Origin of the sequence: Bradyrhizobium sp. 21, from assembly GCF_023073335.1 — a bacterium.
In the GTDB taxonomy this organism is placed as follows: Bacteria; Pseudomonadota; Alphaproteobacteria; order Rhizobiales; family Xanthobacteraceae; genus Bradyrhizobium.
Genome location: NZ_JADPJG010000012.1, coordinates 67,861 through 94,770, shown reverse-complemented (window position 1 = coordinate 94,770; position 26,910 = coordinate 67,861). Strand labels below are relative to the sequence as shown.

The following is a 26,910-nucleotide window of genomic DNA, read 5'->3' as shown; positions in this document are numbered from 1 at the left end:
AGATGTGCGCCCCAACTTGGCGGAGTTCTTGCATAGCATGCGACCTTGGCAAGGCCAAAATCAGCGGTGCTGCCGCACTTGGCAAGCCAATCTCAAGAGAGCAACAACGAAATCCCAAGCGAACTCGAAGAACTATCCATGTCCCCGCCACTTTCGAAGGGCTGCCTGTCTGGGATAGGCTCCTCCGTCTCGAACCCACGAAAAAGCAAGTAATGACCAGAGCCGACGCCATCGCCCGCGCCTGCGAGGATTTCAAATCCGGCGCGTTCCTCACTGAGCTCGACCGCCGCGTCGCTTTCAAGACCGAAAGCCAGAATCCGTCGCGTGGCGCTGAGCTGCGCGGCTATCTGGAACAGGAGATGGTGCCTGCTTTCGCCGCGCTCGATTTCCAAACTCGCCTGGTCGAATCCCCCAGCGGCAAGGCGCCGTTCCTGTTCGCCGAGCATATCGAGAGCGAGACGGCGCCGACCGTGCTGATCTACGGCCATGGCGACGTCGTCGATGGCATGGAGGGCGAATGGCGCGAGGGCCGCGATCCCTGGCGCACGACGGTCGCGGGCACGCGCCTCTATGGCCGCGGCACCGCCGACAACAAGGGCCAGCATAGCATCAATATGGCCGCGCTCCGTGCGGTGCGCGAGGCACGCGGCGGCAAGCTCGGCTTCAACGCCAAATTCATCGTCGAGATGGGCGAGGAGATCGGCTCCCCCGATCTCGGCAAGGTCTGTGATCTCAATCGCGACGCGCTCAAGGCCGATCTGTTCATGGCCTCCGACGGGCCGCGCCTGTCCGCCGACCGTCCCACACTGTTCCTCGGCTGCCGCGGCGGCATCCGCATCCATCTCGATGTGAACCTTCGTGACGGCGGGCATCATTCCGGCAATTGGGGCGGCGTGCTCGCCAACCCCGCGACCATCCTGGCCAACGCGATCTCGACGCTGGTCGACGGCCGCGGCCGGCTCCAGCTCGATGCGCTGAAGCCGCCGCGCCTCACCAACCAAATCCGCAGCTATCTCGCCGACGTGCAGGTGGTCCCGACCGAGGACGAGCCGGCGTTGGCCGAGAACTGGGGCGAGGAGGGATTGTCGGCAGCCGAACGGCTCTATGCCTGGAATACGCTCGAGGTGCTGGCGATGTCCTCGGGCAATATCGAGAAGCCGGCCAACGCCATTCCCGGCCATGCCAATGCCGTGCTGCAACTGCGTTTTGTCGTCGGCACGAAGATCGAGGGCCTGATCGATGCCATCCGTGCGCATCTGGTCCAGAAGGGCTTTCCGATGATTGAGGTGCGCGCGGCGCAGAGCTTTGCAGCCTCGCGCACCGATTTCGACAGCCCCTGGATCAAATGGGCGGCGGATTCGGTGCAGGAGACCACCGGCAAGACGCCGGCGGTGCTGCCGAATTTCGGCGGCTCGCTGCCGAACGACGTGTTTTCCGAGATTCTTGGCCTGCCGACGATCTGGGTGCCGCACTCCTATCCGGGCTGCTCCCAGCATGCGCCCAATGAGCACATCCTGCTGCCTTTGACCGAAGAGGCCTTGACCGTGATGGCCGGCCTGTTCTGGGATCTCGGGGAATTGCCAAAACCGCTAAGCTGAGCCGCCATCCAGTCGAAAGTCACATTCTAATCCGGGCCGATTTGTGCTTGCATCCCGCCGGCATCATCCTGAAAGGGGACCAAAAAGTGAAACATTTCCGTAGCATCGGCCTCGCGCTCGCCGCGACCTTTGCCGTCAGCCAGGCCGGGGCCCAGGAGCTGACCGGCACGCTGAAGAACATCAAGGACACCGGCGCGATCACGCTCGGCTTCCGCGATTCCTCGATCCCATTCTCCTATCTCGACGACAACCAGAAGCCCATCGGGTTTGCGATGGACATCTGCTACAAGATCGTCGACGCCGTGAAAAAGGAGCTCAAGCTCGACAAGCTCGAGGTCAAGCTCAACCCGGTGACCTCGGCGACCCGCATCCCGCTGATGGCCAACGGCACCATCGACCTCGAATGCGGCTCGACCACCAACAATGCCGAGCGCCAGAAGCAGGTCGCCTTCACCAACACCCACTACCTGACCGCCAGCCGCTACGTCTTCAAGAAGTCGAGCGGCCTCAAGTCGATCGATGATCTCAAGGGCAAGACGGTGGTTTCGACTGCCGGCACCACCAACATCAAGCAGCTCACCGAGGCTAACGTCGCGAAGGGCCTTGGTGCCAACATCATTCCGGCCAAGGACCACGCCGAATCCTTCCTGATGGTCGAGACCGACCGCGCGGTGGCCTTCGTGATGGACGACATCCTGCTCGCGAGCCTCGTTGCCGGCTCGAAGTCGCCGGATGACTACGTCATCTCCAAGGACGCGTTCTCCAAGCCCGAGCCCTACGGCATCATGCTGCGCAAGGACGACGCGCCGTTCAAGAAGGTGGTCGATGCGGCGACCGCCGCGCTCTATACCTCCGGCGAGGGCCAGAAGATCTACGAGAAGTGGTTCACGCAGAAGATCCCCCCGAAGGGCCTGAACCTCAATACCCCGATCTCGGCGGAGCTGAAGAACGAGTTCGCAAAGCCTTCGGACTCGCCGAACCCGGACGACTATAAGTAAGATAACCTCGATCTTTCGATCGGGATCATGTCCGGCCACTCTTGACACCGGAGTGGCCGGACATTTGCATAGAAGGCCGGGACCTTTCTCAAGGCATCCGTGATTGGCGCGTTCGCGCGGGGGACACGTGAACTACCACTGGAACTGGGGAATATTCTTCGAGCCGAACCCGATGGGGACCGGCACCTATCTCGACATGCTGCTGTCGGGACTGGCGCTGACCCTCAAGACGGCCGTGCTCGCCTGGATCATCGCGCTGATTTTCGGCACGATCGTCGGCGTGCTGCGCACGTTGCCGTCGAAGACCGCGTCCTGGATCGGCTTCTGCTGGGTCGAATTCTTCCGCAACATGCCGTTGTTGGTGCAGCTGTTCCTGTGGTTCTTCGTGCTGCCGGAATTGCTGCCGAAATCGGCCGGCACCTGGCTGAAGCAACTGCCGAACGCGCCGTTCTGGACGGCTGCGATCGGTGTCGGTTTCTTCATGTCGGCGCGCGTCGCAGTGCAACTACAGGCCGGCGTCGGCTCGCTGCCGCGCGGGCAGAGGATGGCCGCGACCGCGCTGGGCCTGACAACCCTGCAGGGCTATCGCTACGTGCTGCTGCCGATGGCGTTCCGCATCATCCTGCCGCCGCTGACCTCCGAGTTCCTCAACACCATCAAGAACACGGCGGTCGCGATCACGATCGGCCTGCTCGAGCTGACCGGACAGGCGCGCTCGATGCAGGAGTTTTCGTTCCAGGTGTTCGAGGCCTTCACGGCCGCGACCCTGATCTATCTCCTCGTCAACGCCGTTGTCGTGACCGCGATGCGCTTCCTCGAGCGCTACGTCGCGATCCCCGGCTACATCACGGGGAAATAGCGCAATGTTCGGCAATCTCGATTTCGACGTCATCCGCCGCGCGCTGCCCTATCTGTTCTACGAGGGCATGACGTTCACGGTGACCTTGACGGCGCTCGCCGGCCTCGGCGGCCTGATCTTCGGCACGGCGATCGCGCTGATGCGGCTGTCGGGCTATAAGGTGCTCGGCCGCATCGCCGGCTTCTATGTCGACTTCATGCGCTCGCTGCCGCTGGTGCTGGTGATCTTCTGGTTCTACTTCCTGGTGCCCTATATCGGGCAGTGGGTGACCGGCGCGTCGCGGCCGATCAGCGTCGGCGCGTTCGCCTCCTCGCTCATCACCTTCATCATGTTCGAGGCGGCCTACTTCTCGGAGATCATGCGCGCCGGCATCCAGTCGATCTCGCGCGGCCAGCCGGCGGCGGCCAACGCGCTCGGCCTGACCTACGCCCAGACCATGCGCTACGTCGTGCTGCCGCAGGCGTTTCGCAACATGCTGCCGGTGCTGCTGACGCAGACGATCGTGCTGTTCCAGGACACTTCGCTGGTCTACGTGCTCTCGATCCCGGACTTCCTGGGTGCGGCGAGCAAGGTCGCGCAGCGCGACGGCCGTCTGGTCGAGATGTATCTGTTTGCTGCCGTCGTTTATTTCACCATTTCCTGTGTTGCGTCCTTCGGCGTCCGCCGCCTGCAGTCGCGCATCGCCATCATCCGGTAGAGTTCGTCGAACATGATCGAAATCAGCCACGTCAACAAATGGTACAGCCCGACCTTCCAGGTGCTGACCGACTGCACCACCAGCGTCACCAAGGGCGAGGTGGTCGTGGTCTGCGGTCCCTCGGGCTCGGGCAAGTCGACGCTGATCAAATGCGTCAACGCGCTGGAGCCGTTTCAGGAAGGCGATATCAGCGTCGATGGCACCAAGGTCAACGATCCCAAGACCAATCTGCCGAAGCTGCGTTCGCGGGTCGGCATGGTGTTCCAGCATTTCGAGCTGTTCCCACATCTGAAGATCATCGACAATCTCTGCCTCGCGCAGCAGAAGGTGCTGGGCCGGTCGTCTGACAAGGCGGTGGCAAAAGGCATGCAGCTGCTCGAGCGCGTCGGGCTGAAGGAGCAGGCCGAGAAATTTCCCGCGCAGCTTTCCGGTGGCCAGCAGCAGCGCGTCGCGATTGCGCGCGCGCTCGCCATGGACCCGATCGTCATGCTGTTCGACGAGCCGACCTCGGCGCTCGATCCCGAGATGGTCAGCGAAGTGCTCGACGTCATGGTCGACCTCGCCCATGAGGGGATGACCATGATGGTCGTCACCCACGAGATGGGCTTTGCCCGCAAGGTCGCCAACCGCGTGATCTTCATGGACCGCGGCGAGATCGTCGAGGACGCACCGAAAGAGGACTTCTTCGGCAAGCCCCGCAGCGACCGTGCGCAGAAGTTCTTGTCGAAGATTCTGTCGCATTAACTCTCTCTCGTCATTCCGGGGGACGATGGTCTCCGGGCTCACTCGCTTTGCGAAAGCCCCGGAATGACGGATCGAGGGTTTATCGGGCTCGCCAAATCTCCTATACGGGTGAGTAAATCCACCTCCCTCCCCAGGAGACCTGCCTTGGACTCGATCGCCTACGTCAACGGCTCATTCGTCCCGCTCTCGGAGGCCAAAATCTCGGTGCTCGATCGCGGCTTCCTGTTTGCCGACGGTATCTACGAGGTCTCTGCCGTGCTGGACGGCAAGCTGGTCGACAACGCCTCGCATCTGGCGCGGCTGGAGCGCTCGGTCGGCGAGATCAAGCTGAAGCTGCCGGAGACGGTCGAACGCATCACCGAGATCCAGAAGGAGCTGATCGCGCGCAACAAGGTCGCGAGCGGTCTCGTCTATCTCCAGGTGACGCGCGGCGCCGACAAGGGCCGCGACTTCCCGTTCCCCAAGGGCGAGGTCAAGTCGAGCCTGGTGATGTTCACCTCGGAGAAGGACATCATCGGCTCAGCGGCAGCCAAGACCGGTATCAATGTGATCACGGTGCCCGACATCCGCTGGGAGCGGCGCGACATCAAGAGCGTCGCACTGCTGGCGCAAGTGCTGGCGAAGCAGGCTGCGGCCGAAGCCGGCGCCGGCGAGGCCTGGATGCTGCAAGATGGCTATGTGACCGAAGGCGGCTCGTCCACGGCGTTCATCCTGACCAAGGACGACGTCATCGTCACCAGACAGAATTCCAACGCGATCCTGCCGGGCTGCACGCGCAAGGCCGTGGTGGCGCTCGCCGAAGAGCGCCAGCTCCGAGTCGAAGAGAGGTCCTTCACGGTCGCCGAAGCGCTCGCCGCCAAGGAAGCCTTTGCCACCTCGGCGTCGCTGTTCGTCCAGCCGGTGGTGGCGATCGATGGAAAGAAGGTCGGCGACGGCAAACCCGGCCCGATGGCGACGCGCCTGCGCGAGATCTATGTGGAGTTCGCCAAGGCGACGGCGGTTTAGGCTGTTTTACGAGTCGGATAGGCTTTTCGTTCGGCTACGTATTGCCTTGCCCTTCACCCGGATCGCTACGCGATCCGACCCCTCCCCGCCAAGGAGCGGGGAGAGGTTAAGTGCATCTCGATAGACTGCATTGTTAGGTACGCGTCGCTCTCTCACTCCCTCGCCCCGTTCTTACGGGGAGAGGGTGGGGTGAGGGGCTGCCGCCGCAGAGTTCGAATGACGGGTTAGCCGCTTTGGCTCACGCCACCGACGCCTTCACCTTCACCGGATGCACCGCGCGGAACGCGATCGCCAGCCTGTTCCAGGCATTGATGGCGCCGATCAGCATGGTCAAGTTCACCGTCTCCGCGTCGGAGAACTGCGCGCGGACCTGCGCGTAGACTTCGTCCGGCGCGTGTGTCTCGGTGATCAGCGTCACCGACTCGGTCCAGGCCAGCGCAGCGCGCTCGCGGTCCGTATAGAGCGGGGATTCGCGCCAAGCGTTGAGCAGATAGATGCGCTGCTCGGTCTCGCCGCGCTTGCGGGCGTCCTCGGTGTGCATGTTGATGCAGAAGGCACAGCCGTTGATCTGCGATGCCCGGATTTTGACGAGCTCGCTCAGCGATTTCTCCAGTCCCGTCGACTGGATCTGCTCTTCCAGCGCCATCAGCGCCTTCATCGTGTCGGGGGCGGCCTGGTAGAAATTCATGCGGGGTTTCATGGTCGTTCTCCTTGGTTCAAGTTGGGGTCAGTGGGCTCCGCCGGCCGAGGCCTGGCCGGATTTCTTCAAAAACAGGACGGCGGCGAGCGCCACGATCAGCGCCATGCCGAGTAGATAGAAGGTATCGCTGAAAGCGAGGATATAGGCCTGCTTCTGCACGATATGGCCGATCGCAACGTACGCACGATGCGATGCGTCCGCAGGGTCGAGGACGCCGTGATTGACGAAATATTGAGTGAGCTGTTCGAGCCGCGTCCGCGTCGCCTGTTCGAAGACCGAGACCGACTGCATCAGTACGTTGGAGTGATACTGCTCGCGCTTGGTCAGCAGGGTCTGCAACAGCGCGATGCCGACGGCGCCGCCGAGATTGCGCATCATGTTGAACAGGCCGGAGGCCGAGCCGGCATTCTCGGGCTCGATGCCTGATGTCGCCACGGCTGAGAGCGGCGCCATCACCAGCGCCTGGCCGATCGCACGAACCACGTTGGGCCAAAGCAACTGATCGGCGGCATAGTTGCTGGTCATAGTGATATTCATGAAGTTGGAAGCCGCGAACAGGACGAAGCCGACGCCGATGATGATCCGCGCATCGAAACGCTGCATCAGGCGTGGCACCAGCGGGATCAGCAATAGCTGCGGCAATCCGGTCCATGCCAGCACCATGCCGATCTGCTCGGCATTGTAGCCCTGGATGCGCGCCAGATATTGCGGCAGGATGAACACGGAGCCGTAGAGCGCTACTCCGAGCAGGAAGTTGGCGAGCATGCCGAAGCCGAAATTGCGGCGCACGAGCAGGCGCAGGTTCAGCAGCGGCTTCCTCACCGTGAGCTCGATGATCAGGAAGACGGTCAGCGTCACGGCCGCGATGACCGACAGTTCGACGATGAAGGGTGAGCCGAACCAGTCGTCCTTGTTGCCTTCCTCCAGCACGGTCTGGAGCGCGGACAGGCCGATCGCCATGGTGATGATGCCGGCCCAGTCGCCCTCGCGTAGCAGTGCAAGATTCATGGGCTTGGCGTCGAGCGCGTACCAGAGCATGCCGACCATGATCGCGCCGGGCACGAGATTGACATAGAAGATGTACTGCCAGCCGAAATTTTCGGTGAGATAGCCGCCGATGGTCGGGCCGATCGCGGGTGCGAATGTCGCCGACAGCGCGAACAGCGCAAGGCCGACCGGCTGTTTCGCACGAGGCAAGAGTGTGATGATGAGCGTGAACGCCATCGGAATCAGCACGCCGCCGGTAAAGCCTTGCACCGCCCGCAACACGATCATCTGCGGCAGGTCCTGCGCCAGCGCACAGGCCGCCGACAGGACCAGGAACAGAACCGCGTTGGTGAGGAGATAGATGCGGATCGAAAACACCTGTGCCAGCCAGCCGGACAGTGGGATCACCACGATCTCCGCGATCAGATAGGAGGTCGAGATCCAGCCGCCGTCGTCGATGCCGGCGCCGATCGCGCCCTGGATGTCCGCAAGCGAGGCGTTGACGATCTGGATGTTCAGCACCGCCATGAAGGCGCCGAGCGTCGCGCCGATCACGGCAATCCAGGTTTTTGTGGAGACCGCGGGCGTGGCGGGCGCAGCAGGGGCGGGAATGCTGGCAGTGGAAGCGGCGTTGATGGTCGGGTGGAGCGTGGTCATGGAAGCCTCGTCTCGGTCACGGAGACAGGATGCAGTGGGCGGATCGTTTCGATAATCGAGGAAGCGTGGGAAGGATCGTCCGGCAGGACTTGATAATGCCGCCGGCTTCCTAGACTCAGCCGCCGCTCGGTCGTGCCGCGTTGTCGGCGACGCGCTTGGCGCTCTCGCGCTCGGCCAGCACCGCCTGTTTGGTGTCGACGGTCGGCACCGCGGACATGCCCGGCCGCAACAGCCCGGTCAGGCTGCGGTCGTCGAGCACGATCTTCACCGGCACACGTTGCACGATCTTGGTGAAATTGCCGGTGGCGTTGTCCGGCGGCAGCAGGGCGAATTCGAGCCCGCTCGCCGGCGACAGGCTGTCGACATGGCCGCGCAGCGGCTGGTTCCGAAAACTGTCGACGTGCAGCTTGACCGGTTGGCCGGCGCGAACATGCGTGAGCTGCGTCTCCTTGAAATTGGCGACGACATAGACCGCATCGAGCGGCACCACCGCCATCAATTGCGTGCCGGCTTGCACGAACTGCCCCACGCGCAGCGAGCGGGCGCCGACCGTGCCGTCGACCGGCGCGGTGATCTCGGTGTAGGAGAGATTCAGCGTCGCCTGCTCCGCGACGGCGCGGGCGTGCTCGAGCTGGGCTGTGGCCTGGGCGCGCTGGGTGGTGAGCACGTCGACCTTGCGCTGTGCGGCCACGAGGCCCGACTTCGTGTGTTGCAATTGCGCGTTGCTGGCGCGCAGCGCTGCATCGGTCTGCTGCGCGCGCTGGATCGTGCCGGAGCCCGACTTCATGAGGTCGTCGTAGCGCGCGCGCTCCTCCTGCGCGAATTTCAGATTGGCGTCCGCCGCGGTAATGTCGGCCGTGCTTTGCTCGATGATCGGCTGCTGGAGTTCAAGCTGCGCATCGAGGTTGCGCACCGAGGCTTCTGCGGCGGCGACATCGGCGCGGGCCTGGTCGAGCGCCGCCTTGAGGTCGCGGTCGTCGATCTTCGCCAACACCTGGCCCGCTTTGACCCTTTCGTTGTCGCTGACCAGCACCTTGGCGATGTAGCCCGAGACTTTTGGTGCGATGATCGTGGAGTCGGCCTTCACATAGGCGTCGTCGGTGGTCTCGAGGTAGCGGCCGATGGTCCAATAGTCGTGTCCCCAATAGACAATCGTTGCCGTGCCCGCGAGGAGCGCGAGCACCAAAGCTGCGCGCCGGACCATCTTCCGCCTCGGCACAGGCGGCGACGATTTTTTATAATCTTGAGTTATTTCAGTCGCTTGCTGGAATTTTTCGGTGCGGGGCATCTCGGACATGGCGGTCTCCTATCGGCTGGTCGAGACTATCGGTCTTTCTGGTTCGTGCGATAATCGGCGAAATGCTGAAAGGATTATCCGCTGGCAGTGGATAGTCAGGGGCACCTCGCCTTGGCGTGTAGGACTACCGAACCAGAGGTGTGACCGCCCCAGAGCGATTGCCGCGTCCGTCGAGCGATTGCTGCTAACGCATGCGCCATGCCCGCATGGGAGATGATCTGATGGATAATCCGAGGGAATTTCTTGCGATTATCGATCAAGAGCGGATAATCAGGCGGCATGGACCGATTGACAAGCCTTGAAGTCTTCAGCCGGGTGGTCGAGACCGGCGGCTTCTCCGCAGCAGCCCGCAAGCTCAACATGTCGACCACCATGGTGAGCAATCACGTCCAGGCGCTGGAAGATCGGCTCGGGGTGAGGCTGCTTCAGCGCACCACCCGCAAGGTCAACCTCACCGAAATCGGCAGGGCCTACTACGACCGCTGCATCCAGATACTCGCCGATATCGAACAGGCCGACGATATCGCGAGCGAATTGCAGTCGGTGCCCCGCGGCACGCTACGGATCCACGTCGCCACGCACATGGTGCCGTTCGTCGTGCCCGTGGTGACGAAGCTCCTGTCGACCTATTCGGAGCTCAAGATCGATCTGCGCATGGGCGAAGCCGAAATCGACCTCATCGAAGAAGGCTATGACGTTGCCCTGCGCATGACCGCGCCGCCGGATTCGAGCCTGATCGTCCGCAGCCTCGCCACCTGGCGCCACGTGCTGTGCTGCTCGCACGATTATCTCCAAAGGCATGGTCGCGTGCAGAAGCTCGATGAACTCGCCGCGCACAATTGCGCCCGTCACTTGAATTACCCGTTCGGGGACGATTGGCGCTTCTTCGATCGCAAGGGTACGCCGGCATCGGTGCGAATTTCCGGCAGCTTCATCACCAACAGCGGCGAGGCCTTGCGGAAGGTGGCGCTGGAAGGCGCTGCCGTCTGCCTGATGGCGGGTTTCCTCGTCCAGGACGATCTCGAAGCCGGTCACCTCGTTCGCCTCCTGCCGGAATATCGTCCCGTCGAGATGTCGATGAACGCGGTCTATCCGCACCGGCATCATCTGTCGGCAAAGGTCAGGACCTTCATCGACATGCTCGTGCATCATAGCGCCGAGCAGCAAAAGCTGATCAATCCGTATTCATGATCGGGACGGCGCCGGCAGCCGGCCGAACACGTTTTCAAGCGCCATCCCGATCGCAAGCAAGCGGCGATCGCTGCCTGCGGGACCATCCAGCTCGAGCCCGACCGGCATTTTGCTGGCCGCGCCGAGCGCAATCGGGATCTGGATGCCGGGAATGCCGGCATTGCTGCCGGGATCGGTGTTCTGGATGAATAGGCCGAAATTGACGAGGCTGCTGGAGTCGGGATTGGACGCGATCGCGACGTGCGGCGTGGTCGGAAAGGCAATGGCGTCGAGCCGGTTATCGGCAAAGGTCCTGCCGTAGAGCGCCTGCAGGGCGGGACGCGCGGACCGGATGGCGGCGCTATAGATCGGCTCGGCATCGACCAGCGTATTGTCGGGACCAGGCAGTTTGCGTGGGATCACCAGGCCGTCATAGGTGCCCTTGACGTCGGGGCTCGCGATCTCCTGCGCCAGTGCTTCGATGGTAATGCCGGTGCCGGTGTGTGCGAGATAGGCCACCATGTCGTCATAGGCCTCGTACAGCGCGACGGGAAAGCCGACCTGGCCGTTGAGCTCGGCCAGTTGCGCCATCTCGATCTCGATCAGCGCAACGCCTTGCGCTTTCATCTGCGTGACCGCGGCGTGGAAGGCGGCCTCGGTGTCCGCATCGAGATGAGTCAGCATTGTCTTCACGATGCCGATGCGGACTCGCTTCAGATCGGCTGGCGCAACCGCCTCTCCGCCCGCAATGACGCGGTCGAGCAGTTCGACATCCGCCATGGTCGCGGCCATCGGGCCCGCGGTGTCGCGGGTGTGCGAGATCGGCGCGATACCTTGTTGCGGATAACGGCCGATAGTCGGGCGCAGCGAGGCGCATCCATTCAGCGCGGCAGGTACACGGACCGATCCGCCAGTGTCGGTGCCGAGCCCGCCCGCAACGATTCGTGCGCCGATCGCGGCGCCCGTGCCTGACGAGGAGCCGCCTGCGATCAGGGCGCGGTCGTAGGCATTGCGCACGCCGAAATCTGGGCCGGTCTTGAATGCGGTGTTGTAGCCGGAGATGCCAAAGGCCAGCTCGTGCATGCTGGTCTTGCCGATGATGACCGCGCCTGCGGCGCGCAGTTTTGCGGCAACCGGCGCGTCCGCCTTTGGGACATAATCCTTCAGTGCGGGCGTGCCGGCGCTGCACGGTAGTCCCGCGACTTCGATGTTGTCCTTGATCACGATGGGCACGCCGCCGAGCGGTTTTGTCCTGTCGCCCGCAGCGTCGAATGCGGCCGCGGCCTTCAGGGCGCCGGCCTCGTCCAGGGTGACGAAGGCGTTGAGGTCGGCATTGGCTTTGGCGCGGGCAATCGCTTCCATGGCGAGCGAGTTGCTCGTGACTTTTCCGGCGCGGAGGTCGGCTACGGCCTGGGTCAGGGTCAACTGATCGAAATCCATGATGCGTCACCTGATTGCAGTGGCGCCGACAGGGCGCCATCTCAAGTCCCGAGGCTGAGGCCTCACCGGCGTCGCGTCAACGGTGGGCATGCATCTTTTGCGTGACCGATGTTGTCAAATTCGTAAGTAACCGCTCGACCTCGGGCTTCACCTTGGCGATTGCGGTGTCCTTCACTGGTCCGTAGCCACGGATATCCATCGGCGCTTTTGCGATGGCGACGAGGTTGGGCAAACGCGCTGCGTCGAGTTGGCCGAGTATGCGTTCGATCACGCCTTCGTACCAGGTGATCAGCTCTCGTTCCGCGCGCCGTTCGGCGGAGTAGCCGAACGGATCGAACGGCGTTCCGCGCAATCGCTTCAGCCGCGCCAGCACGGAAAGCGGCATCTGGATCCACTGGCCGAAGGCGCGCTTGCGCGGCCGGCCGCGGGCGTCGTGTTCGGAGGGCAGGAAGGGCGGAGCAAGATGGTACGCGATACTGAAGCCATCATCGAATTCGCGCTTCAGCTCGTCGAGGAAACCACTCTGCATGTGCAGGCGCGCCACCTCGTATTCGTCCTTGTACGCCATGAACTTGAACAGCGCGCGCGCGACCGTCTCGGTCAACCCCTCGCTATTCAGGCTGGCTTCGGCTTTGCGAACCCTTGCAACGAGGGCTCGATAACGCGTCGCATAGGTGCGGTCCTGATAGCCCGTGAGGAAATCGGCGCGGCGGTCGATGAGCTGGTCGAGCGTTTCGGCCTTGACCTCGTCCTTGGGCGCCTCGTCCGTCTTCGGCAGAAAGTCCGGATCGGCGGCCGCAATCCGGCCCCAGGCAAAAGCCTGCTTGTTGCGCTCGACCGCGACGCCGTTGAGCTCGATCGCGCGCAGCAGCGCCGGAAGCGAGACCGGCACCAGCCCGCGCTGCCAGGCGAAGCCGAGCATGATGATGTTGGCATAGACGGCATCGCCGAGCAGGCGCTCGGCCAGCGCGTTGGCGTCGATAGTGTCGAGATTGCGGTCGCCGATCACCCGGCCGATCGCACGCAGCCGGGCGGGCGAGGCGAGATCGGCATCGCGGAAACGGACAACGTCCCCGGTCGGCATCTCCGCGGTGTTGACCGCGGCGCGCGTGCCTTTCCGATAGGTGCCGGATGCCTTTGGCGAGGAGCTGACCACGAGGTCGCAGCCGATCAGTGCGTCGGCCGCGCCCTGGTCGATGCGGGCCTGATGCAGCGCGTCGGGCGACGCAGCAAGCCGGATGTAGCTCAGCACGGGCCCAAACTTCTGCGCAAAGCCGGTGAAATCGAGGACCGAGACGCCGCAGCGCTCTAGATGCGCGGCCATTCCAATCAGCGCGCCGACCGTGATCACGCCGGTGCCGCCGACGCCGGTGACGAGCAGATCGTACGGACGGTCGAGCGTCGCGGGCGTGGGCAGGGGAAGCGCGGCCGCGTGACCGACCACGTCGATCTGGCTCGTGCCCTTCTTTCGGCGCATCGCGCCCTCAACGGTGACGAAGCTCGGGCAAAACCCGTTGAGGCAGGAAAAGTCCTTGTTGCAGGATGAGAGGTTGATCCGACGCTTGCGGCCGAACGGCGTCTCCTTGGGCTCGACGCTGAGACAGTTGGATTCGACCGAGCAGTCGCCGCAGCCTTCGCAGACGAGATCGTTGATATAGGCAAAGCGTTTGGGGTCGGCCATCTCGCCACGCTTGCGCCGACGACGCTTCTCTGTCGCGCAGGTCTGCTGATAGATCAGCACCGATACGCCGGAGATGTCGCGCAGCTCGCGCTGCACGCTGTCCATCTCCTCGCGCGGATGGATGGACACGCCGACCGGCAGGTCCCCTGGCGAGAATTGCGAGGGATCGTCCGACACCAGCGCGATGCGCGCAACGCCCTCGGCGCGGACGCTGTGCGCGATGGCGTGCACGCTGATCGGGCCGTCGACCGGCTGGCCGCCGGTCATCGCGACGGCGTCGTTGAACAGGATCTTGTAGGTGATGTTGGTCTTGGCCGCGATCGCCTGCCGGATCGCCATCGAGCCCGAATGATAATAGGTACCTTCGCCGAGATTCTGGAAGATGTGCTTGTTGCCGGTGAAGCGTGACGAGGCCGCCCAGTTCACGCCTTCGCCGCCCATCTGGATCAGCGATGACGTCTCGCGGTCCATCCAGCTCGCCATGAAATGGCAGCCGATGCCGGCCAGCGCCTTGGAGCCCTCGGGCACTTTGGTCGATGTGTTGTGCGGGCAACCGGAACAGAAATAGGGCGTGCGCGTCGCGCCCGCGACATTGATCGTGCGCTCGGCTTCCGGCAGCAGGGCGGCCGTGCGTGCGGCGAGATTGAGGCCCGGAAACATCGGATCGAGCCGCCGCGCCAACACGGATGCGAGCGCGCGCGGCGACAATTCGCCGATCCAGGAGATCAGCCGTGCCCCTCGCTCGTCGTGCTTGCCGACCATGCGCACGGGCTTGGCGCCGGGATAGTCGTAAAAATATTCCTTGAACTGGCTCTCGATGATGCCGCGCTTCTCCTCGACCACGAGGATCTCGCGCTTGCCCTTCACGAACGCCATCGCGTCATGCAGCGCCAGCGGCCAGACCATGCCGACCTTGTAGATGTCGATGCCGATGCTGCGGCACGCCGCCTCATCGAGGCCGATCAGCCGCAGCGCCTCCATCAAATCGAGATGCGCCTTGCCTGTGGTGACGATGCCGTAAGTGGCACCCGGAATCTCGTAGATGTGGCGATCGATCGGATTGGCCTTTGCGAAGGCGTAGACCGCGTGCTTCTTGGCTTCCAGCCTCTCCTCGATCTGCGGACCCGGCAGATCGGGCCAGCGATAGTGCAGGCCGCCTGGCGGCGGCGTGAAGTCGGGCGCGCGGAAGGCGCGCGGCGGGCGCAGCGCGACGGATGCACCGGATTCCACGATCTCGGAGATCGCCTTGAAGCCGACCCACATGCCGGAGAAGCGGCTCAGCGCGTAGCCATACTCGCCGAATTCGAGATATTCGCTGACGCTCGCCGGATGCAGCGTCGGCATGAACCAGCTCATGAAGGCGACGTCGGACTGGTGTGGCATCGAGGACGAGACGCAGCCATGATCGTCGCCGGCGACCACCAGAACTCCGCCATGCGGCGAGGAACCGTAGGCGTTGCCGTGCTTCAGCGCATCGCCGGAGCGGTCGACGCCGGGGCCTTTGCCGTACCAGAGCCCGAACACGCCATCGACCTCGCGATCGCCTTGCGTCTCGACCTGCTGCGAACCGAGGACCGCGGTGGCTGCGAGGTCCTCGTTCACTGCGGGGAGGAATTCGATGCGGTCCCGCTTGAGCCGCTCTTTGACGCGCCACAGCTCGAGGTCGATGCCGCCAAGTGGCGACCCGCGATAGCCGGAGATGAAGCCTGCCGTGTTGAGTCCGCTGCCGCGGTCACGCCTGGCTTGGTCGAGCGCGATGCGGACGATGGCCTGCGTGCCCGTGAGGAAGACGCGCCCCTCCTCGCGATCGTAGCGGTCGGAGAGCTCGTAGGCGTCGAGTGATGGTATGGCGTCCATGGCGGGCCTCTCGCGGCATCCGTGCCGGATAGGCGAAGGGTAGGCCGGGGCGACTGGTAGGTCTTACCTATTGTACCTCGCAGCATACGAATTCTGGTAGAATTATCCGATATGGGCTAGAATTTGGCAAAGTGATCCAGTTTGGCAGTCATCATGATGGAAGACCACGACGCGCGGATTCTCGCGCATCTCCAGAAGGACGGCCGCGCCACCAATCAGCAACTCGCGGACGAGGTCGGCATGTCCACTTCGGCCTGCTGGCGCCGGGTGCGCGCGCTGGAGGAGAGCGGTGTCATCCAGGGCTATGCAGCCCTCATCGCGCGCGAGCAAGCGGGCTTTGCGATGTCCGCGATCCTCCACGTCTCGTTGGAACGGCACGATGCAAAATTCGTTGACGAGTTCGTCGCCCGAGTGACGACGCGGCGTGAGGTGTTGGAGTGCTTTGCCACGACTGGCGATGCCGATTACCATTTGCGCGTCGTCGTGCAGGACATGGCCGCCTACAACAGATTCCTCGACGAGTTCATGTTCCGCATTCCCGGCATCCGCTATGTGAGAAGCAACGTGGTGCTGAAGGAAATCAAGACGAGCGTGGCTCTGCCGTTTTGAGGCAACTTCATCCGCGAGCCGTGGCTCACACCGCCGTTGCCCGATTCCGCCGGAGCAGTTGCCGCAGCGACAACGCATGCAACAGGATCGAACTTGGCACCACGAAGGCAGGGGTCAGCACGTTTGGAAAGGTGTCTACGGCCATGCTCGGGCCATCCGGAACGATGAGTTGGAACGGGCCCGGCGACATGATCATTCCCAAGGCGATCGCGACGGCGAAATCCGCGAGGCCGAAGATGTTCCAGAGGATCGCCCCCTTCCGCCCCTCGATCGTTCCGGTTGCGAGCGCGATCGCCGCCGGCACGGCGAACAGGCCGGTCAGCACATCGCCGGTTCCTGCCGGCAACGCCCATAGGCCCGGCAGCGCTCCTTGCAGCCAGTAAGCAAGCCATTGGCTGCCAAAGATGCGATAAAGCTGAAGCGCGATGAGCCAAGTCGGCGGCATTGCGTCCAGCAACTGTCCGACCCGCTTCGACCATAGCAACAGCGGACCACCGACGATCACCGGCAGCAGCATCGCCGCCGGAAGCAGCGGCAGGGGGAAGGCACCCGTGCGGAATGCGCCGTTGATGGCTGCCGTCCATGCGACGGCGGCCCAAAGTGTGAAAGCGATCATGACGACCAACCAGGTCGCTCGGCGTTGTCTTGGTGTCAGCTCGGTGTTTTCGAGGCCGAGCCACAAGCCCAGCGCAATGAGCCCATAGGCCATCAGCCGAACGCCAAGAGCCGGAAAGCCGCTTTCCGGAAGTACGGGCAGCGCGTAGATCAACAAGGTCCACAGCATCGTGAATGGAACGGTCCACGTCAGGCTGAGCCAGACGGGATGTGGGGCAGTCACGGCAGCGGAAACAGTATCGGTATTCATCAGCATTCCCCGATGTGGAATCCGGTCCCCTCGCAGCGTCACATTGTTTTTTCCTCAGCTCCGGCCCTCGACAAAATCATGAAGGCAAGGACGTGGCTGACGAGCAGCAGGGGCACATAGAGGGCCGGAATATAAATGCCGGCGCCGAAAAGGCCGGGGTCCGGGATCTTCGTCACGCCCAGGTAGTACGCATTCAGGAGATCCAGCGTACCCCAGACGTTGAATATCCAAGCGATCGGAATGGCGATCGACCATTGCAACGACAGTGCTGCCATCGACAGGAGCGCGAGAACAGCGGCGATGAGATCGCCCCATCCGACCTGGCTGGCGAAATTAGAACTCAACTCCGAAGAGACGAATCCGGCGACCATGAAGTTCATGCCAAAGAACCTGAACGCATGGAAAGCTGCGAGAAGTCTCAGGGCGTCATAACGCGGCATTGTGCGGACCGCCGGCCAAACGTAGACGGCGGCCACCACCGAGCTTGTCAGGAAGGCTCCGATGACGCTCAGGACGAACGGAAGGTTGAAGCTCGGTGGCACGTTCAGATTTCCTTGTGATTGACCATCCGGTCGGGCAAGGTCGAAGCCCTTCGATTTGCGCGACGTCGGCGGCGCTCAGGGTGTGGCCATGAGCAAGCGGAGCGGCATAAGCGGACCGATTGCGGTGTACTCGTGGTCGATGAGATTCTGCCTGGCCAGCGGCAGGCCCTCCATGATCGCCTGTCCGTCGGCGACATCCTTGACATCCAGCAGGAAGACGGCTCCGCGCCCATCGGATCGCGAATACCATTCGCGAATTTTTCCGCCGAGATAGAGCTGCACCGTCTGCCTGATTTCATCGGGCATGACGGCCATGACCTGTTCGCGCGTGACGCCGGCCTTGACGGTCAGGATGACCATAACGCCGGTTGTCGGTGAAGTGGCTTGTGTTTGGGCAAGGGACGGATCGGCCATGGACGTAGCGCCTGTCAGTGTGAGGGTGAGTGCCAAGATGAGGTTACGGATTGCCTTCATCGGTTTCGTCTCTCCGGTGCGGCTTCATTTGCAATTTGGATCTAAGGCCGCTTTCCGTGGGCGACTATTCGCGATAATGTTGATGGGCCATGAAGCAGAACTTCACAGTCAGGCACGGAGCGCTCGACGGCGTCGAGGCGTTTCTGAGTGTCGCCCAGCACCGCAGTTTCCGCCGGGCTGCGGCTGAACTCGGGGTAACGCCGTCGGCGATCAGTCAGGCGATACGAGCCATCGAGGCGCGCGTCGGTGCCGTGCTCTTCCTCCGCACGACCCGCAGCGTCGGTCTGACCGATGCCGGCGAAAGGTTTTTTGCGCGCGCAAGGCCTGCCTTCGAAGAGCTCATCGCGGCCAGTGGTGCCGCGCGTGAACTCGGACAGCGACCGGCCGGGCTCCTGCGTCTCACCGTGCCGCGCTCGGTCGTGCCGATCCTGCTGGAGCCGCTCATCGCGTCGTTCTGCCGGGCATTTCCCGAGATCGAGGTGGAGCTTGCGGCAAGCGAAGAATTGGTCGACCTCGCAGCCGGAGGTTTTGATGCTGGCATCAGGATGGGCCAGTTCATAACCCCTGACATGGTCGCGGTGCGTCTGACGAAGCCATTACCATTCGTCATCGTCGCTAGCCCGGCTTACCTCGCGCGCCGCGGCCGGCCCGAGCGCCTGAACGATTTGCGTGAGCACGCGTGCTTGAGATTGCGACGATCGAACGGTGCGCTCGCCGCGTGGTCGCTCAACGACAACGGTCGTCCGATCGAGATTGCGGTTTCGGGGCCTTTTATCGCCAACGACTTTCCCACGATGCTCGGAGCCGCCGTCGAAGGCGTGGGACTTGCGCAAGTGCCTGGGCCGCTGGCCACAGACGCCGTGAAAACGGGAAAACTCGTCCCCGTGCTGAAGCAATTCGTGCCGATGACCCCGGGTGTGTTTCTCTATTATCCCGGCCATCGACAAATCATGCCGAAGTTGCGAGCCTTCATCGAGCACGTGAAGGGCCGCTCAGGGGGGACGGGCTGATCTGAATACGGACTTCTGCTCCCTGAGTGGGCGCAGAAGATCCTGCGACATCGCGCAATGCGACTACCGCTGCTCCCGCACGAACCGGTTGCGCAGCGTCCCGACGCCGGTGATGTCGATCTCCACGACGTCGCCGTGCCTGATATCGGGCGAGGCGCCGTCCGTGCCCATCCAGATCACGTCGCCCGGCCACAGCGTAAAGTATTTCGTGAGCTCAACCAGGAACACCGCCACGCCAAAGATCATGTCATTGGTGTGGAAACGGTTGGTCTCCTTGCCATTGACCCGAACGACGGTTTCCATTCTCGCGAGATCGGCCTCGGTCTCGATCCATGGGCCCATCGGCTTGAACGTATCGGCATTCTTCGAGCGCCACAGGCTGCGGTCGGCCTTCTGCCAGCTTCGCTCGCTGACGTCGTTGCCGATGGTGTAGCCGAACACGCAATCCATCGCGTTCTGTTTGGTGAGATGCTTCACCTTCTTGCCGATGACGACGACGAGCTCCCCCTCATAGTGGATCTTGTCCGTCGCAAGGGACGGAATCACGACCTCCTCGCCATGGGCGATCAGCGCGTTCTGGGCGCGATAGCCGATCTCGGGCCGATCAGGCACGGCAGGCACCTCGCCGCGCTTGTCGGCGGCTTCCTTCAGGTGCTTGAGGTAGTTCAAGCCGACGCAATAGAAGGTGCGCGGAATCAGCGGCAGCTCGATCTTGACGTCGCTGAGCGGATGCGTGCGCGAGGTGCGCTGCCATTCGCCGAAAGGATCGCCGTCGACCGCAATCACCTGGTCGCCTTCGATGATCCCCCAGGACGTCTTGTCCGAGGCGGTAAATTTCAGCCAGCGCATAGTGTGTCCTCGTTGTTATTCCGCGGCGTCGCGCGGCTGTGACTTCCACGCACCGGCGGCCGGTCGCTGCAGCCCGAGATTCTCCCGCAGCGTCTTGCCGCGATACTCCGTCTGGAACAAGCCGCGGCGCTGCAACTCCGGCACGACATGTTGGACGAAGTCGGCATAGGAGCCGGGCACATAGGTCGCGGCGATGACAAAACCGTCGCAACCGCGCTCGACGAACATTTCTTCGAGCTTGTCCGCGACTTCCTTGGGGCCGCCGACCATCGCATCCTGCACCTGGCCGCGGCCGGAGAAGGTAACGAAGTCGCGCGCGCTCGGATTGCTCTTGCCCGAATTCCTGAGGACACCATCGCGAATGCCCAGAATGCCCTGCATGCTCTTCAACTCGTCCGTCGTCAGCGGCTCGTCGATATCCTTGGAGGCGAAATCGTAATTCAGTGCTTCCGCCAGCAGCGACAGCGCGTCGATCTGCAGCGGCAGCTTGTTGATCAGCGCCATCTTGTCCTCTGCCTCGGCCTTGGTCGCGGCGCAGACCGGCGTCGTCAAATTGCAAAGGCGCATCTGATCGGGATCGCGGCCGGCTTTCGCGGCCTCGTTGCGCACGGCCGCATAGCCTTCCTTGGCGCCGGCGAGGTTGCGCGCGGCGGTGAAGATCACCTCGCCCCATCGTCCTGCAAAGCGCTGGCCGCGGCCGGACGCGCCGGCCTGGATGATCACGGGATGGCCCTGGTCCGAGCGCGGCACGGTGAAGGGACCACGGGACTTGAATGCCGGTCCCTTGTGATCGAGCCGCTTCACCTTGCTGGGATCGGCAAACCGGCCGCTTCTCTTGTCCATGATGAGTGCGCCGTCCTCCCAGGTATCCCAATGGCCGAGCACGACCTCCATGAATTCGTCGGCGCGGTCGTAGCGGGAGTCGTGTTCGGGATGGGAATCCCGGCCCATGTTGAGGGCCTCGCCGTCATTGAGCGACGTCACGACGTTCCAGCCGGCACGACCGCCCGACATCAAATCGAGCGTTGCGAAGCGGCGGGCGACGTCGAAGGGTTCGTAATAGGTAGTCGAGCAGGTTGCCCCGAGGCCGAGCTTCTCGGTGACCAGGCCCATCGTGGTCAGCACGATCAGCGGGTCCATCTTCACACAGCGGATGCCGTATTCGACGGTGTGGGCGTGGTCGTTGCCATAGCGGTCCGGCATCGCCAGCCGGTCGTCGAAGAAGGCCATGTGGAACTTGCCGGCTTCGAGGATCCTGGCGATCTGCTGATAGTAGTCGGCCGACATCGAATCGTCGCGCGAGTCCGGATGCCGCCACGAGCTCGGTAAATTCGTGCAATTCTGCGCCTGGAGGAAGCCGACCAGTACCATCTGCCGCGTCATGCTGCTGTTCTCCAAAATTCCGTCAGGCCAGATTGAGGACCGTATCGAGCCTGTACTCGCGGGCCAGCGCGCGCAGTTTTTCCCAGGTCGCATCCTCGATCTCAATGCCGTCGCGCAGGCGCTGCTGCTCACGCATGCCTTCGATCTCGCCGGGATAGAACACGCCCTTGCTGCCCTCGGACAACGGCGTCGATTTCAGATAGCGCGCGAATTCCGCGACCTCGTGCTTGAAATCTTTCAGCGGGCGGAACGCGGCGACGTTGAACACCGCCATGAAGCAGCCGTCATTGTGCCGCCCCGTGGGCTCGACGCCGAAGCCGAGGCCGGTGAGCAGGCCGCACAGCACCTCGACCATGGCGGCGAGCCCGCTGCCCTTGTAGCCCTCGGTGCCACCGAGCGGCAGCAGCGCGCCGCCTTTCCGGTATTGGGTCGGGTCGGTGGTGTGCCGTCCTTCGGCATCGATGATCCAGCCCGTCGGAATCTCCTCGCTGCGGGCGACGGCAAGCTGGATCTTGCCGGCCGCCACCGCCGAGGTCGCCATGTCCAGGTAGAAGGGCGCATCGAGATCGGACGGCACCGCGATCGAGATCGGATTGGTGCCGAGGCGGGCTTCCTTGCCGCCGAACGGTGCCACGTGTTTCGGTGAACGGCCGGAGTCCGCGGTTGCAATCCCGATCATGCCTTCGCGCATCGCCATCAGCGGATAGGCTGCGAGGCGGCCGACATGGCTCTGGCGGAACACGGTGCAGGCGGCGACGTTCGCCGTCTTCGCCTTCTCGATCGTCAGCGCCATCGCCTTGGCGTTGACGTGGAAGCCGAAACCCCAATGGCCGTCGATCACGGTCGTTGTCGGCGATTCCTGGACGATGCTCCATTTGGCGCCGGGCACGATGTGGCCAGCCTTGATCCGGTCGATGTAAGTGGGAACAGCGATCACGCCGTGGGAATCGTGGCCGGCGAGATTGGCGTTGACGCAGCCGGTTGCGACCGCGTCAGCCTCTTCCTCCGAGGTGCCCGCGGCGCGGAGCAGTGCGGCGCTGATGCGCGTGAGGCGGTCGGCCCTAACGATCGGCATGGCGTTCCCTCGGCTTGGTGCCCTTAACGGGCTGCTTGTTCGGTGCCATCGTCTCAAAGCGCGGCTGCGATATCAATCTCCCGTAAACCAATACAGGGCTGCAAATTCGGAGAGAGAACGCGCCTTTGGTCGAAGGTGCCATCCCGCCGAGCGGGATTCCGGACAGTTTCGCGCCGGTTGTTCGCAGCTCGTTCACTTTGATTGACGGTTTGCGGGGCGCAATAACGACCACTTAGGTGATCGCCATTCATAACGTCATCCGGGAGAAATAGGCAGAAATGCCCGGGAGTTAAGATCGTGCCGACGACACTCGCGCGCACCTTTGCGGCGTTGAGCGCCATCAACGAAGCGATTCTCTACGCGAAATCGCCGGACGAACTGTATCAGAAGGTTTGCGACGCCGGGTTTTCGAGCGGGGACTTTTTGGCCGTTGCCGTGTTCCTGACGGGACCGGATGGCGGCCGGCTTCGGTTCGCGGCCGGCTGCGGCGACGACATCGTGCGGCTGCGCGCGATCGAGATCACCACGGACGCGGGCACACCCGAAGGATCGGGCGTCGGCGGCGAAGCGTTTCGCGATCAGAAGCTCTGCGTCAGCAACGATTTCCTGAATGATCCCCGCTCGCTGGCTTGGCGCGAGGGCGCAGTCAGGGCGGGCGTCGGCGCGGCTGCGGCGCTGCCGCTGATCTGCAGCGGGCGCAGTATCGGCGTATTGTACATCACGCGGTCAGAGGCTGGCTCCCTCACCAAGGAGATGGTCTCGCTGTTCGAGCGGATGTCGGCCAATATCTCCCATGCGCTGGAGAATTTCGCGAGGGAGAGAGCGCGCCTGGATGGCGAGCGGGCAGTGCGGCGGCTCAACCGCATGTTCGGCGCGCTGAGCGCGACGAATGAAGCAATCCTGCACGCTAGCACTGAGTTGGATTTGTATCAGCGGGTCTGCGACGCATCCGTCTATAGCGGCAAGTCGCTCGCCACTTTCGTTCTGCTGCGCGAGGCGAATTCCCATTGGCTGACGCCTGTGGCCGCGACGGGACAAAACCTCGATCTGATCAGGCAGTCGCGATATTCGATCGATCCGGAGAGCGCTTATGGCAAGGGCATCTCCGGCCAGGTGTTCCGGACGCAGAAAGCGATCGTCGAGGAAGACCTCCTCAGTCGTACCAAGGGGACAACCTGGGAGCAGACCAACGTCAATGCCGGCGCCGTCGCCTGCGTGGCCGCTCCGTTGATCAAGCGAGGAAGCAGCGTCGGCGTGCTGTTCTTCTTCGTCAGCAAATCCTGGGCCAGGGACGAGGGCGTTGTCGCCCTCTTGCTGCGCATGACCGAAAACGTGTGCTTCGCGCTCGAGAATTTTGATCGTGACCAGGAAAGGTCGCAGATCGCCCTGGAGGAGGATCGGCTGGCGCGGATGTACGCTGCGCTAAGCGCAACGAACGAAGCCATCCTGCGGGCCAAGTCGCGCAGCGAACTGCTCGATCTGGTTTGCGAAGCCACCGTGCAGGGCGCGAAGTTTGCCTCGACCTCGATTGCGCTGCTCGACAAGGGCGCCGGGGTGCTCCGCGTCGTCGCATCCTTTGGGCCGAACGCGGACGAGGTACGAACCTTCAGGTTCGCAGTCAGCGACAAGGTGCCGGAGGGACGGGGGCTGACCGGGACCGCATTCCGGACCCTGCAGCCATGCATCAGCAACGATGTCCTGACAGACGACCGCATCAAGCCCTGGCAAGCCAGCGCGCGCCGCAACGGCATCGCGTCGTCCGCCGCACTGCCTCTCTTCAATGGCGACCGGGTGGAAGGCGTTTTCCTGTTCAATTCGCCGGAGCGCGGCACCTTCACGCCGGAATTCGTAGAACTGCTGCGCAAGCTCCAGGCCAATGTCGCCTTCGCGCTGGAGAATTTCGACCGCGCCGACGAGAAGGCCCGGGCCGACAAGCAGCGCAATCGCCTGAGCGGCATGTTCGAGGCGCTGAGCGCCACCAACGAAGCCATCATGCGTGCCAAGACGCGCGAGGAGCTGTTCGAGGTGGCGTGCCAGGCGGCCGTGCTCGGCGGCCTGTTCGCCTCGGCGACGATTGCGATCGTGGATCCGAAACGGGAATTCGTTCACGTCGTCGCGGCGAAAGGGCGCAAGCACGGAGAGATGTGCGGCCGGATCAGCGCGATTTCAGCCGACCACCCCGAGGGTCAGGGAATCATCGGGACATCGCTGCGGTCGCTGCGGCCCTGCGTGATCAACGACTATCTGAACGACCCGCGGTCCGAGCATTGGCGCACCAAGGCGATCGAGGATGGCACGAATGCGGCCGCGAGCTTCCCGCTGCTGCGCGCCGGTCGCGAGCCCGCAGGCGTCCTGCTTTTTCTGGCCCCGGAGCAAGACACGTTCACGCCCGACCTCGTCGAGCTGCTCGAACGCCTGGCCGAGAACGTGTCGTTCGCGCTCGACAATTTCGAGCGCGCCGAGGAAAAGGCCCGCACCGAGGCGCAGAAGGAGCGCCTGACGCGCATGTTCGCGGCGCTGAGCGCGACCAACGAGGCGATCATGCGGGCGAAGTCCCGCGCAGAGTTGTTCGATCTCGTCTGCCTCGCGGCGTCGAACGGCGCCAAGTTCACCTCGACAACTGTCGCGCTCGCCAAAGCCGGCAGCGATCAGCTCGAGATCGTGGCCTCGGCAGGACCGTCCGCCGAAACCACGCGTAACGTCCGTCTTTCCGTCGACCCCGATCGTCCCGAGGGCCGCGGGATGAGCGGCACGGCGTTCCGCACCCGCCAACCCTGCATCAGCAACGACTATCTCAACGACGATCGCGTCCGCGCTTTCCACGCCGTCGTCCGCGGCGATGGCGCACGGTCGGGAGCGGCGTTCCCGCTGGTTACGCACGACCATGCTGTCGGCGTCATGATCTATATGTCGACCGAGCCGGATACCTTTACGGGCGAGTTCGCGGAATTGTTGCAGCGTCTCGCCGACAACGTCTCCTTCGCGATGGAGAATTTCGATCGGGCCGACGAGAAGAACAAGGCGGACGAGCGGATCGAGTACCTCGCCTCGCATGACAGCCTGACCAACCTGCCGAACCGCGAGACCTTCAACGCCCTGCTGCGCGAGGCGATCGACGCGGCACAGCGCCACGACCACCGTTTTGCGGTGCTGTTCATCGATCTCGACCGCTTCAAGGTCATTAACGATTCGCTCGGCCATGAGGCCGGCGACCTGCTCTTGCTGGAGGTCGCAAGCCGGCTGCGCAACGCATTGCGGGCGAGCGACGTGGTGGCGCGGCTCGGCGGCGACGAGTTCGTGGTGATCCTCGACCAGTGCGGCGAGATCGACGACGTCCAGCGCATCGCGACCGGGCTGCTGACGGCGCTTGGCCAGCCCATGGAGCTGGCCGGACACGAGTGCCACTCCACGGCCTCGATCGGCATCGCGATGTATCCGGCCAACGGCGCCGACGCACAGACGCTGACGAAGAACGCCGACATGGCGATGTATCTCGCCAAGGAAGACGGCAAGAACGGCTATCGCTTCTTCTCCAAGGAAGTGAAGACGCAGTCGATCGAACGGCTGTCGCTGGAGAGCGCGCTGCGCCGGGCGCTGGAGCGCGAACAGTTTTCGCTGAATTACCAGCCCAAGGTGGACATGGAGACCGGCCAGATCACCGGCGTGGAAGCGCTGCTGCGCTGGAACCACCCCGATCTCGGCAGCATCTCGCCGGCGCAGTTCATTCCGCTCGCGGAAGAGACCGGGCTGATCGTGCCGATCGGCCGTTGGGTGGTCAGGGAGGCCTGCGCGCAGGCCATGGCCTGGCAGCGCCGCGGCCTGTTGCCGGTGTCGATGGCGGTCAATTTGTCGCCGCGTCAGTTCGTCGACGAGCATCTGTTGCAGGACGTCGACGAGGCGCTGGCGGCCTCCGGCATGTCGCCGGTGCTGCTCCAGTTGGAGGTTACCGAGAGCATGATGATGCGCAATGTCGGGCGCGCGCTGAAGGTGCTCGACGCCATCCAGAGTCGCGGCATTCGCCTCGCCATCGACGATTTCGGCACCGGCTATTCGTCGATGTCGCTGATGAAGCATTTCCCGATCGACACCATCAAGATCGACCGCTCTTTCGTGCGGGACCTGCCACAGGATTCGGAAGACCAGGCGATCGCACAGGCGATCATCAGCATGGGCAAGGCGCTGGGCATGACCGTCGTCGCGGAAGGCGTTGAGAACGCCGAACAGGAGGCTTTCCTGCGCGCCCATGGCTGCGACGAGATGCAGGGCTTCCTGATCGCCAGGCCGCTGCCGGCGCGCCAGATGGCCGAGTTGCTGCGACCGATGGAGCTGCCTGTCGCGCCACCGCTCCAGCCGGAGCCGGACCATGCCGCCACCGAGGCCGCGGCGCTACGGTTGAAACGCGCTGTCGTCTGA

The 26,910-nt window shown here is 63.4% G+C and carries 21 protein-coding genes; 10 read left to right on the top strand and 11 right to left on the bottom strand.

The window, feature by feature from the left end:
- Positions 1-212 precede the first annotated feature (212 nt).
- The 6 genes from IVB31_RS14295 to IVB31_RS14270 all read left to right on the top strand — a co-directional run bounded on the left by IVB31_RS14295 (position 213) and on the right by IVB31_RS14270 (position 5,901).
- On the top strand, positions 213-1,598 hold the full coding sequence (locus tag IVB31_RS14295) for a M20 family metallopeptidase (RefSeq protein WP_247323159.1): 1,386 nt from the start codon (positions 213-215) through the stop codon (positions 1,596-1,598).
- Positions 1,599-1,684: 86 nt separating this feature from the next.
- Positions 1,685-2,596, top strand: a complete 912-nt coding sequence (locus IVB31_RS14290; protein ID WP_247323157.1) for an amino acid ABC transporter substrate-binding protein — start codon at positions 1,685-1,687, stop codon at positions 2,594-2,596.
- 127 nt (positions 2,597-2,723) lie between these two features.
- The gene (locus IVB31_RS14285) at positions 2,724-3,455 is read left to right on the top strand and encodes an amino acid ABC transporter permease (protein ID WP_247323155.1); all 732 of its coding nucleotides are present in this window, start codon (positions 2,724-2,726) and stop codon (positions 3,453-3,455) included.
- A gap of 4 nt (positions 3,456-3,459) precedes the next feature.
- Positions 3,460-4,152, top strand: coding sequence for an ABC transporter permease subunit (locus tag IVB31_RS14280; RefSeq protein ID WP_247323154.1), 693 nt, complete (start codon positions 3,460-3,462; stop codon positions 4,150-4,152).
- 12 nt (positions 4,153-4,164) lie between these two features.
- Entirely contained in the window at positions 4,165-4,896 is a 732-nt protein-coding gene (locus tag IVB31_RS14275; RefSeq protein WP_129275891.1) for an amino acid ABC transporter ATP-binding protein, read from the top strand.
- Positions 4,897-5,040: 144 nt separating this feature from the next.
- Positions 5,041-5,901: a D-amino-acid transaminase gene (locus IVB31_RS14270; protein ID WP_247323152.1), complete on the top strand. Its 861-nt coding sequence runs from the start codon at positions 5,041-5,043 to the stop codon at positions 5,899-5,901.
- 238 nt (positions 5,902-6,139) lie between these two features.
- Here IVB31_RS14270 and IVB31_RS14265 read toward each other — a convergent pair whose 3' ends face one another.
- The 3 genes from IVB31_RS14265 to IVB31_RS14255 all read right to left on the bottom strand — a co-directional run bounded on the left by IVB31_RS14265 (position 6,140) and on the right by IVB31_RS14255 (position 9,542).
- On the bottom strand, positions 6,140-6,601 hold the full coding sequence (locus IVB31_RS14265) for a carboxymuconolactone decarboxylase family protein (RefSeq protein WP_247323150.1): 462 nt from the start codon (positions 6,599-6,601) through the stop codon (positions 6,140-6,142).
- A gap of 27 nt (positions 6,602-6,628) precedes the next feature.
- Positions 6,629-8,245 carry an MDR family MFS transporter gene (locus IVB31_RS14260; protein WP_247323147.1) on the bottom strand — a complete coding sequence of 539 codons (1,617 nt, stop codon included), beginning with the start codon at positions 8,243-8,245 and terminating at the stop codon, positions 6,629-6,631.
- Positions 8,246-8,360: 115 nt separating this feature from the next.
- Positions 8,361-9,542, bottom strand: coding sequence for an HlyD family secretion protein (locus IVB31_RS14255; RefSeq protein ID WP_247323144.1), 1,182 nt, complete (start codon positions 9,540-9,542; stop codon positions 8,361-8,363).
- A gap of 279 nt (positions 9,543-9,821) precedes the next feature.
- Between IVB31_RS14255 and IVB31_RS14250 the strand changes: the two genes are divergently transcribed.
- Positions 9,822-10,733, top strand: a complete 912-nt coding sequence (locus IVB31_RS14250) for a LysR family transcriptional regulator (RefSeq protein ID WP_247323141.1) — start codon at positions 9,822-9,824, stop codon at positions 10,731-10,733.
- Here the strand turns inward: IVB31_RS14250 and iaaH are convergent.
- Positions 10,728-12,152: an indoleacetamide hydrolase gene (gene iaaH, locus IVB31_RS14245; protein ID WP_247323131.1), complete on the bottom strand. Its 1,425-nt coding sequence runs from the start codon at positions 12,150-12,152 to the stop codon at positions 10,728-10,730. The two genes, IVB31_RS14250 and iaaH, sit on opposite strands and share 6 nt — an antisense overlap.
- 76 nt (positions 12,153-12,228) lie before the next feature.
- On the bottom strand, positions 12,229-15,690 hold the full coding sequence (locus IVB31_RS14240; protein WP_247323129.1) for an indolepyruvate ferredoxin oxidoreductase family protein: 3,462 nt from the start codon (positions 15,688-15,690) through the stop codon (positions 12,229-12,231).
- A gap of 153 nt (positions 15,691-15,843) precedes the next feature.
- Between IVB31_RS14240 and IVB31_RS14235 the strand changes: the two genes are divergently transcribed.
- Positions 15,844-16,299 (top strand): Lrp/AsnC family transcriptional regulator, encoded by a 456-nt coding sequence (locus tag IVB31_RS14235; RefSeq protein ID WP_247323127.1) that lies wholly within the window; start codon positions 15,844-15,846, stop codon positions 16,297-16,299.
- Between the two features lie 25 nt (positions 16,300-16,324).
- Here the strand turns inward: IVB31_RS14235 and IVB31_RS14230 are convergent, their stop codons facing one another.
- From IVB31_RS14230 to IVB31_RS14220, 3 genes are all read right to left on the bottom strand, one after another.
- Entirely contained in the window at positions 16,325-17,170 is an 846-nt protein-coding gene (locus tag IVB31_RS14230) for an MFS transporter (RefSeq protein WP_247323126.1), read from the bottom strand.
- 32 nt (positions 17,171-17,202) lie between these two features.
- On the bottom strand, positions 17,203-17,706 hold the full coding sequence (locus IVB31_RS14225; protein WP_247323124.1) for a hypothetical protein: 504 nt from the start codon (positions 17,704-17,706) through the stop codon (positions 17,203-17,205).
- Between the two features lie 75 nt (positions 17,707-17,781).
- Entirely contained in the window at positions 17,782-18,120 is a 339-nt protein-coding gene (locus tag IVB31_RS14220; protein ID WP_247323121.1) for a hypothetical protein, read from the bottom strand.
- A gap of 149 nt (positions 18,121-18,269) precedes the next feature.
- On the opposite strand from IVB31_RS14220, the gene IVB31_RS14215 reads away from it, so the two are divergent.
- Positions 18,270-19,190, top strand: a complete 921-nt coding sequence (locus IVB31_RS14215; protein WP_247323120.1) for a LysR family transcriptional regulator — start codon at positions 18,270-18,272, stop codon at positions 19,188-19,190.
- Positions 19,191-19,253: 63 nt separating this feature from the next.
- Here IVB31_RS14215 and IVB31_RS14210 read toward each other — a convergent pair whose 3' ends face one another.
- The 3 genes from IVB31_RS14210 to IVB31_RS14200 are packed head-to-tail and all read right to left on the bottom strand — an operon-like array spanning position 19,254 to position 22,497.
- Entirely contained in the window at positions 19,254-20,039 is a 786-nt protein-coding gene (locus IVB31_RS14210; protein ID WP_247323119.1) for a fumarylacetoacetate hydrolase family protein, read from the bottom strand.
- 15 nt (positions 20,040-20,054) lie between these two features.
- Positions 20,055-21,422 carry an LLM class flavin-dependent oxidoreductase gene (locus IVB31_RS14205; RefSeq protein ID WP_247323118.1) on the bottom strand — a complete coding sequence of 456 codons (1,368 nt, stop codon included), beginning with the start codon at positions 21,420-21,422 and terminating at the stop codon, positions 20,055-20,057.
- Between the two features lie 22 nt (positions 21,423-21,444).
- On the bottom strand, positions 21,445-22,497 hold the full coding sequence (locus IVB31_RS14200) for an Ldh family oxidoreductase (protein WP_247323117.1): 1,053 nt from the start codon (positions 22,495-22,497) through the stop codon (positions 21,445-21,447).
- Between the two features lie 297 nt (positions 22,498-22,794).
- On the opposite strand from IVB31_RS14200, the gene IVB31_RS14195 reads away from it, so the two are divergent.
- Positions 22,795-26,910: an EAL domain-containing protein gene (locus tag IVB31_RS14195; protein WP_247323116.1), complete on the top strand. Its 4,116-nt coding sequence runs from the start codon at positions 22,795-22,797 to the stop codon at positions 26,908-26,910.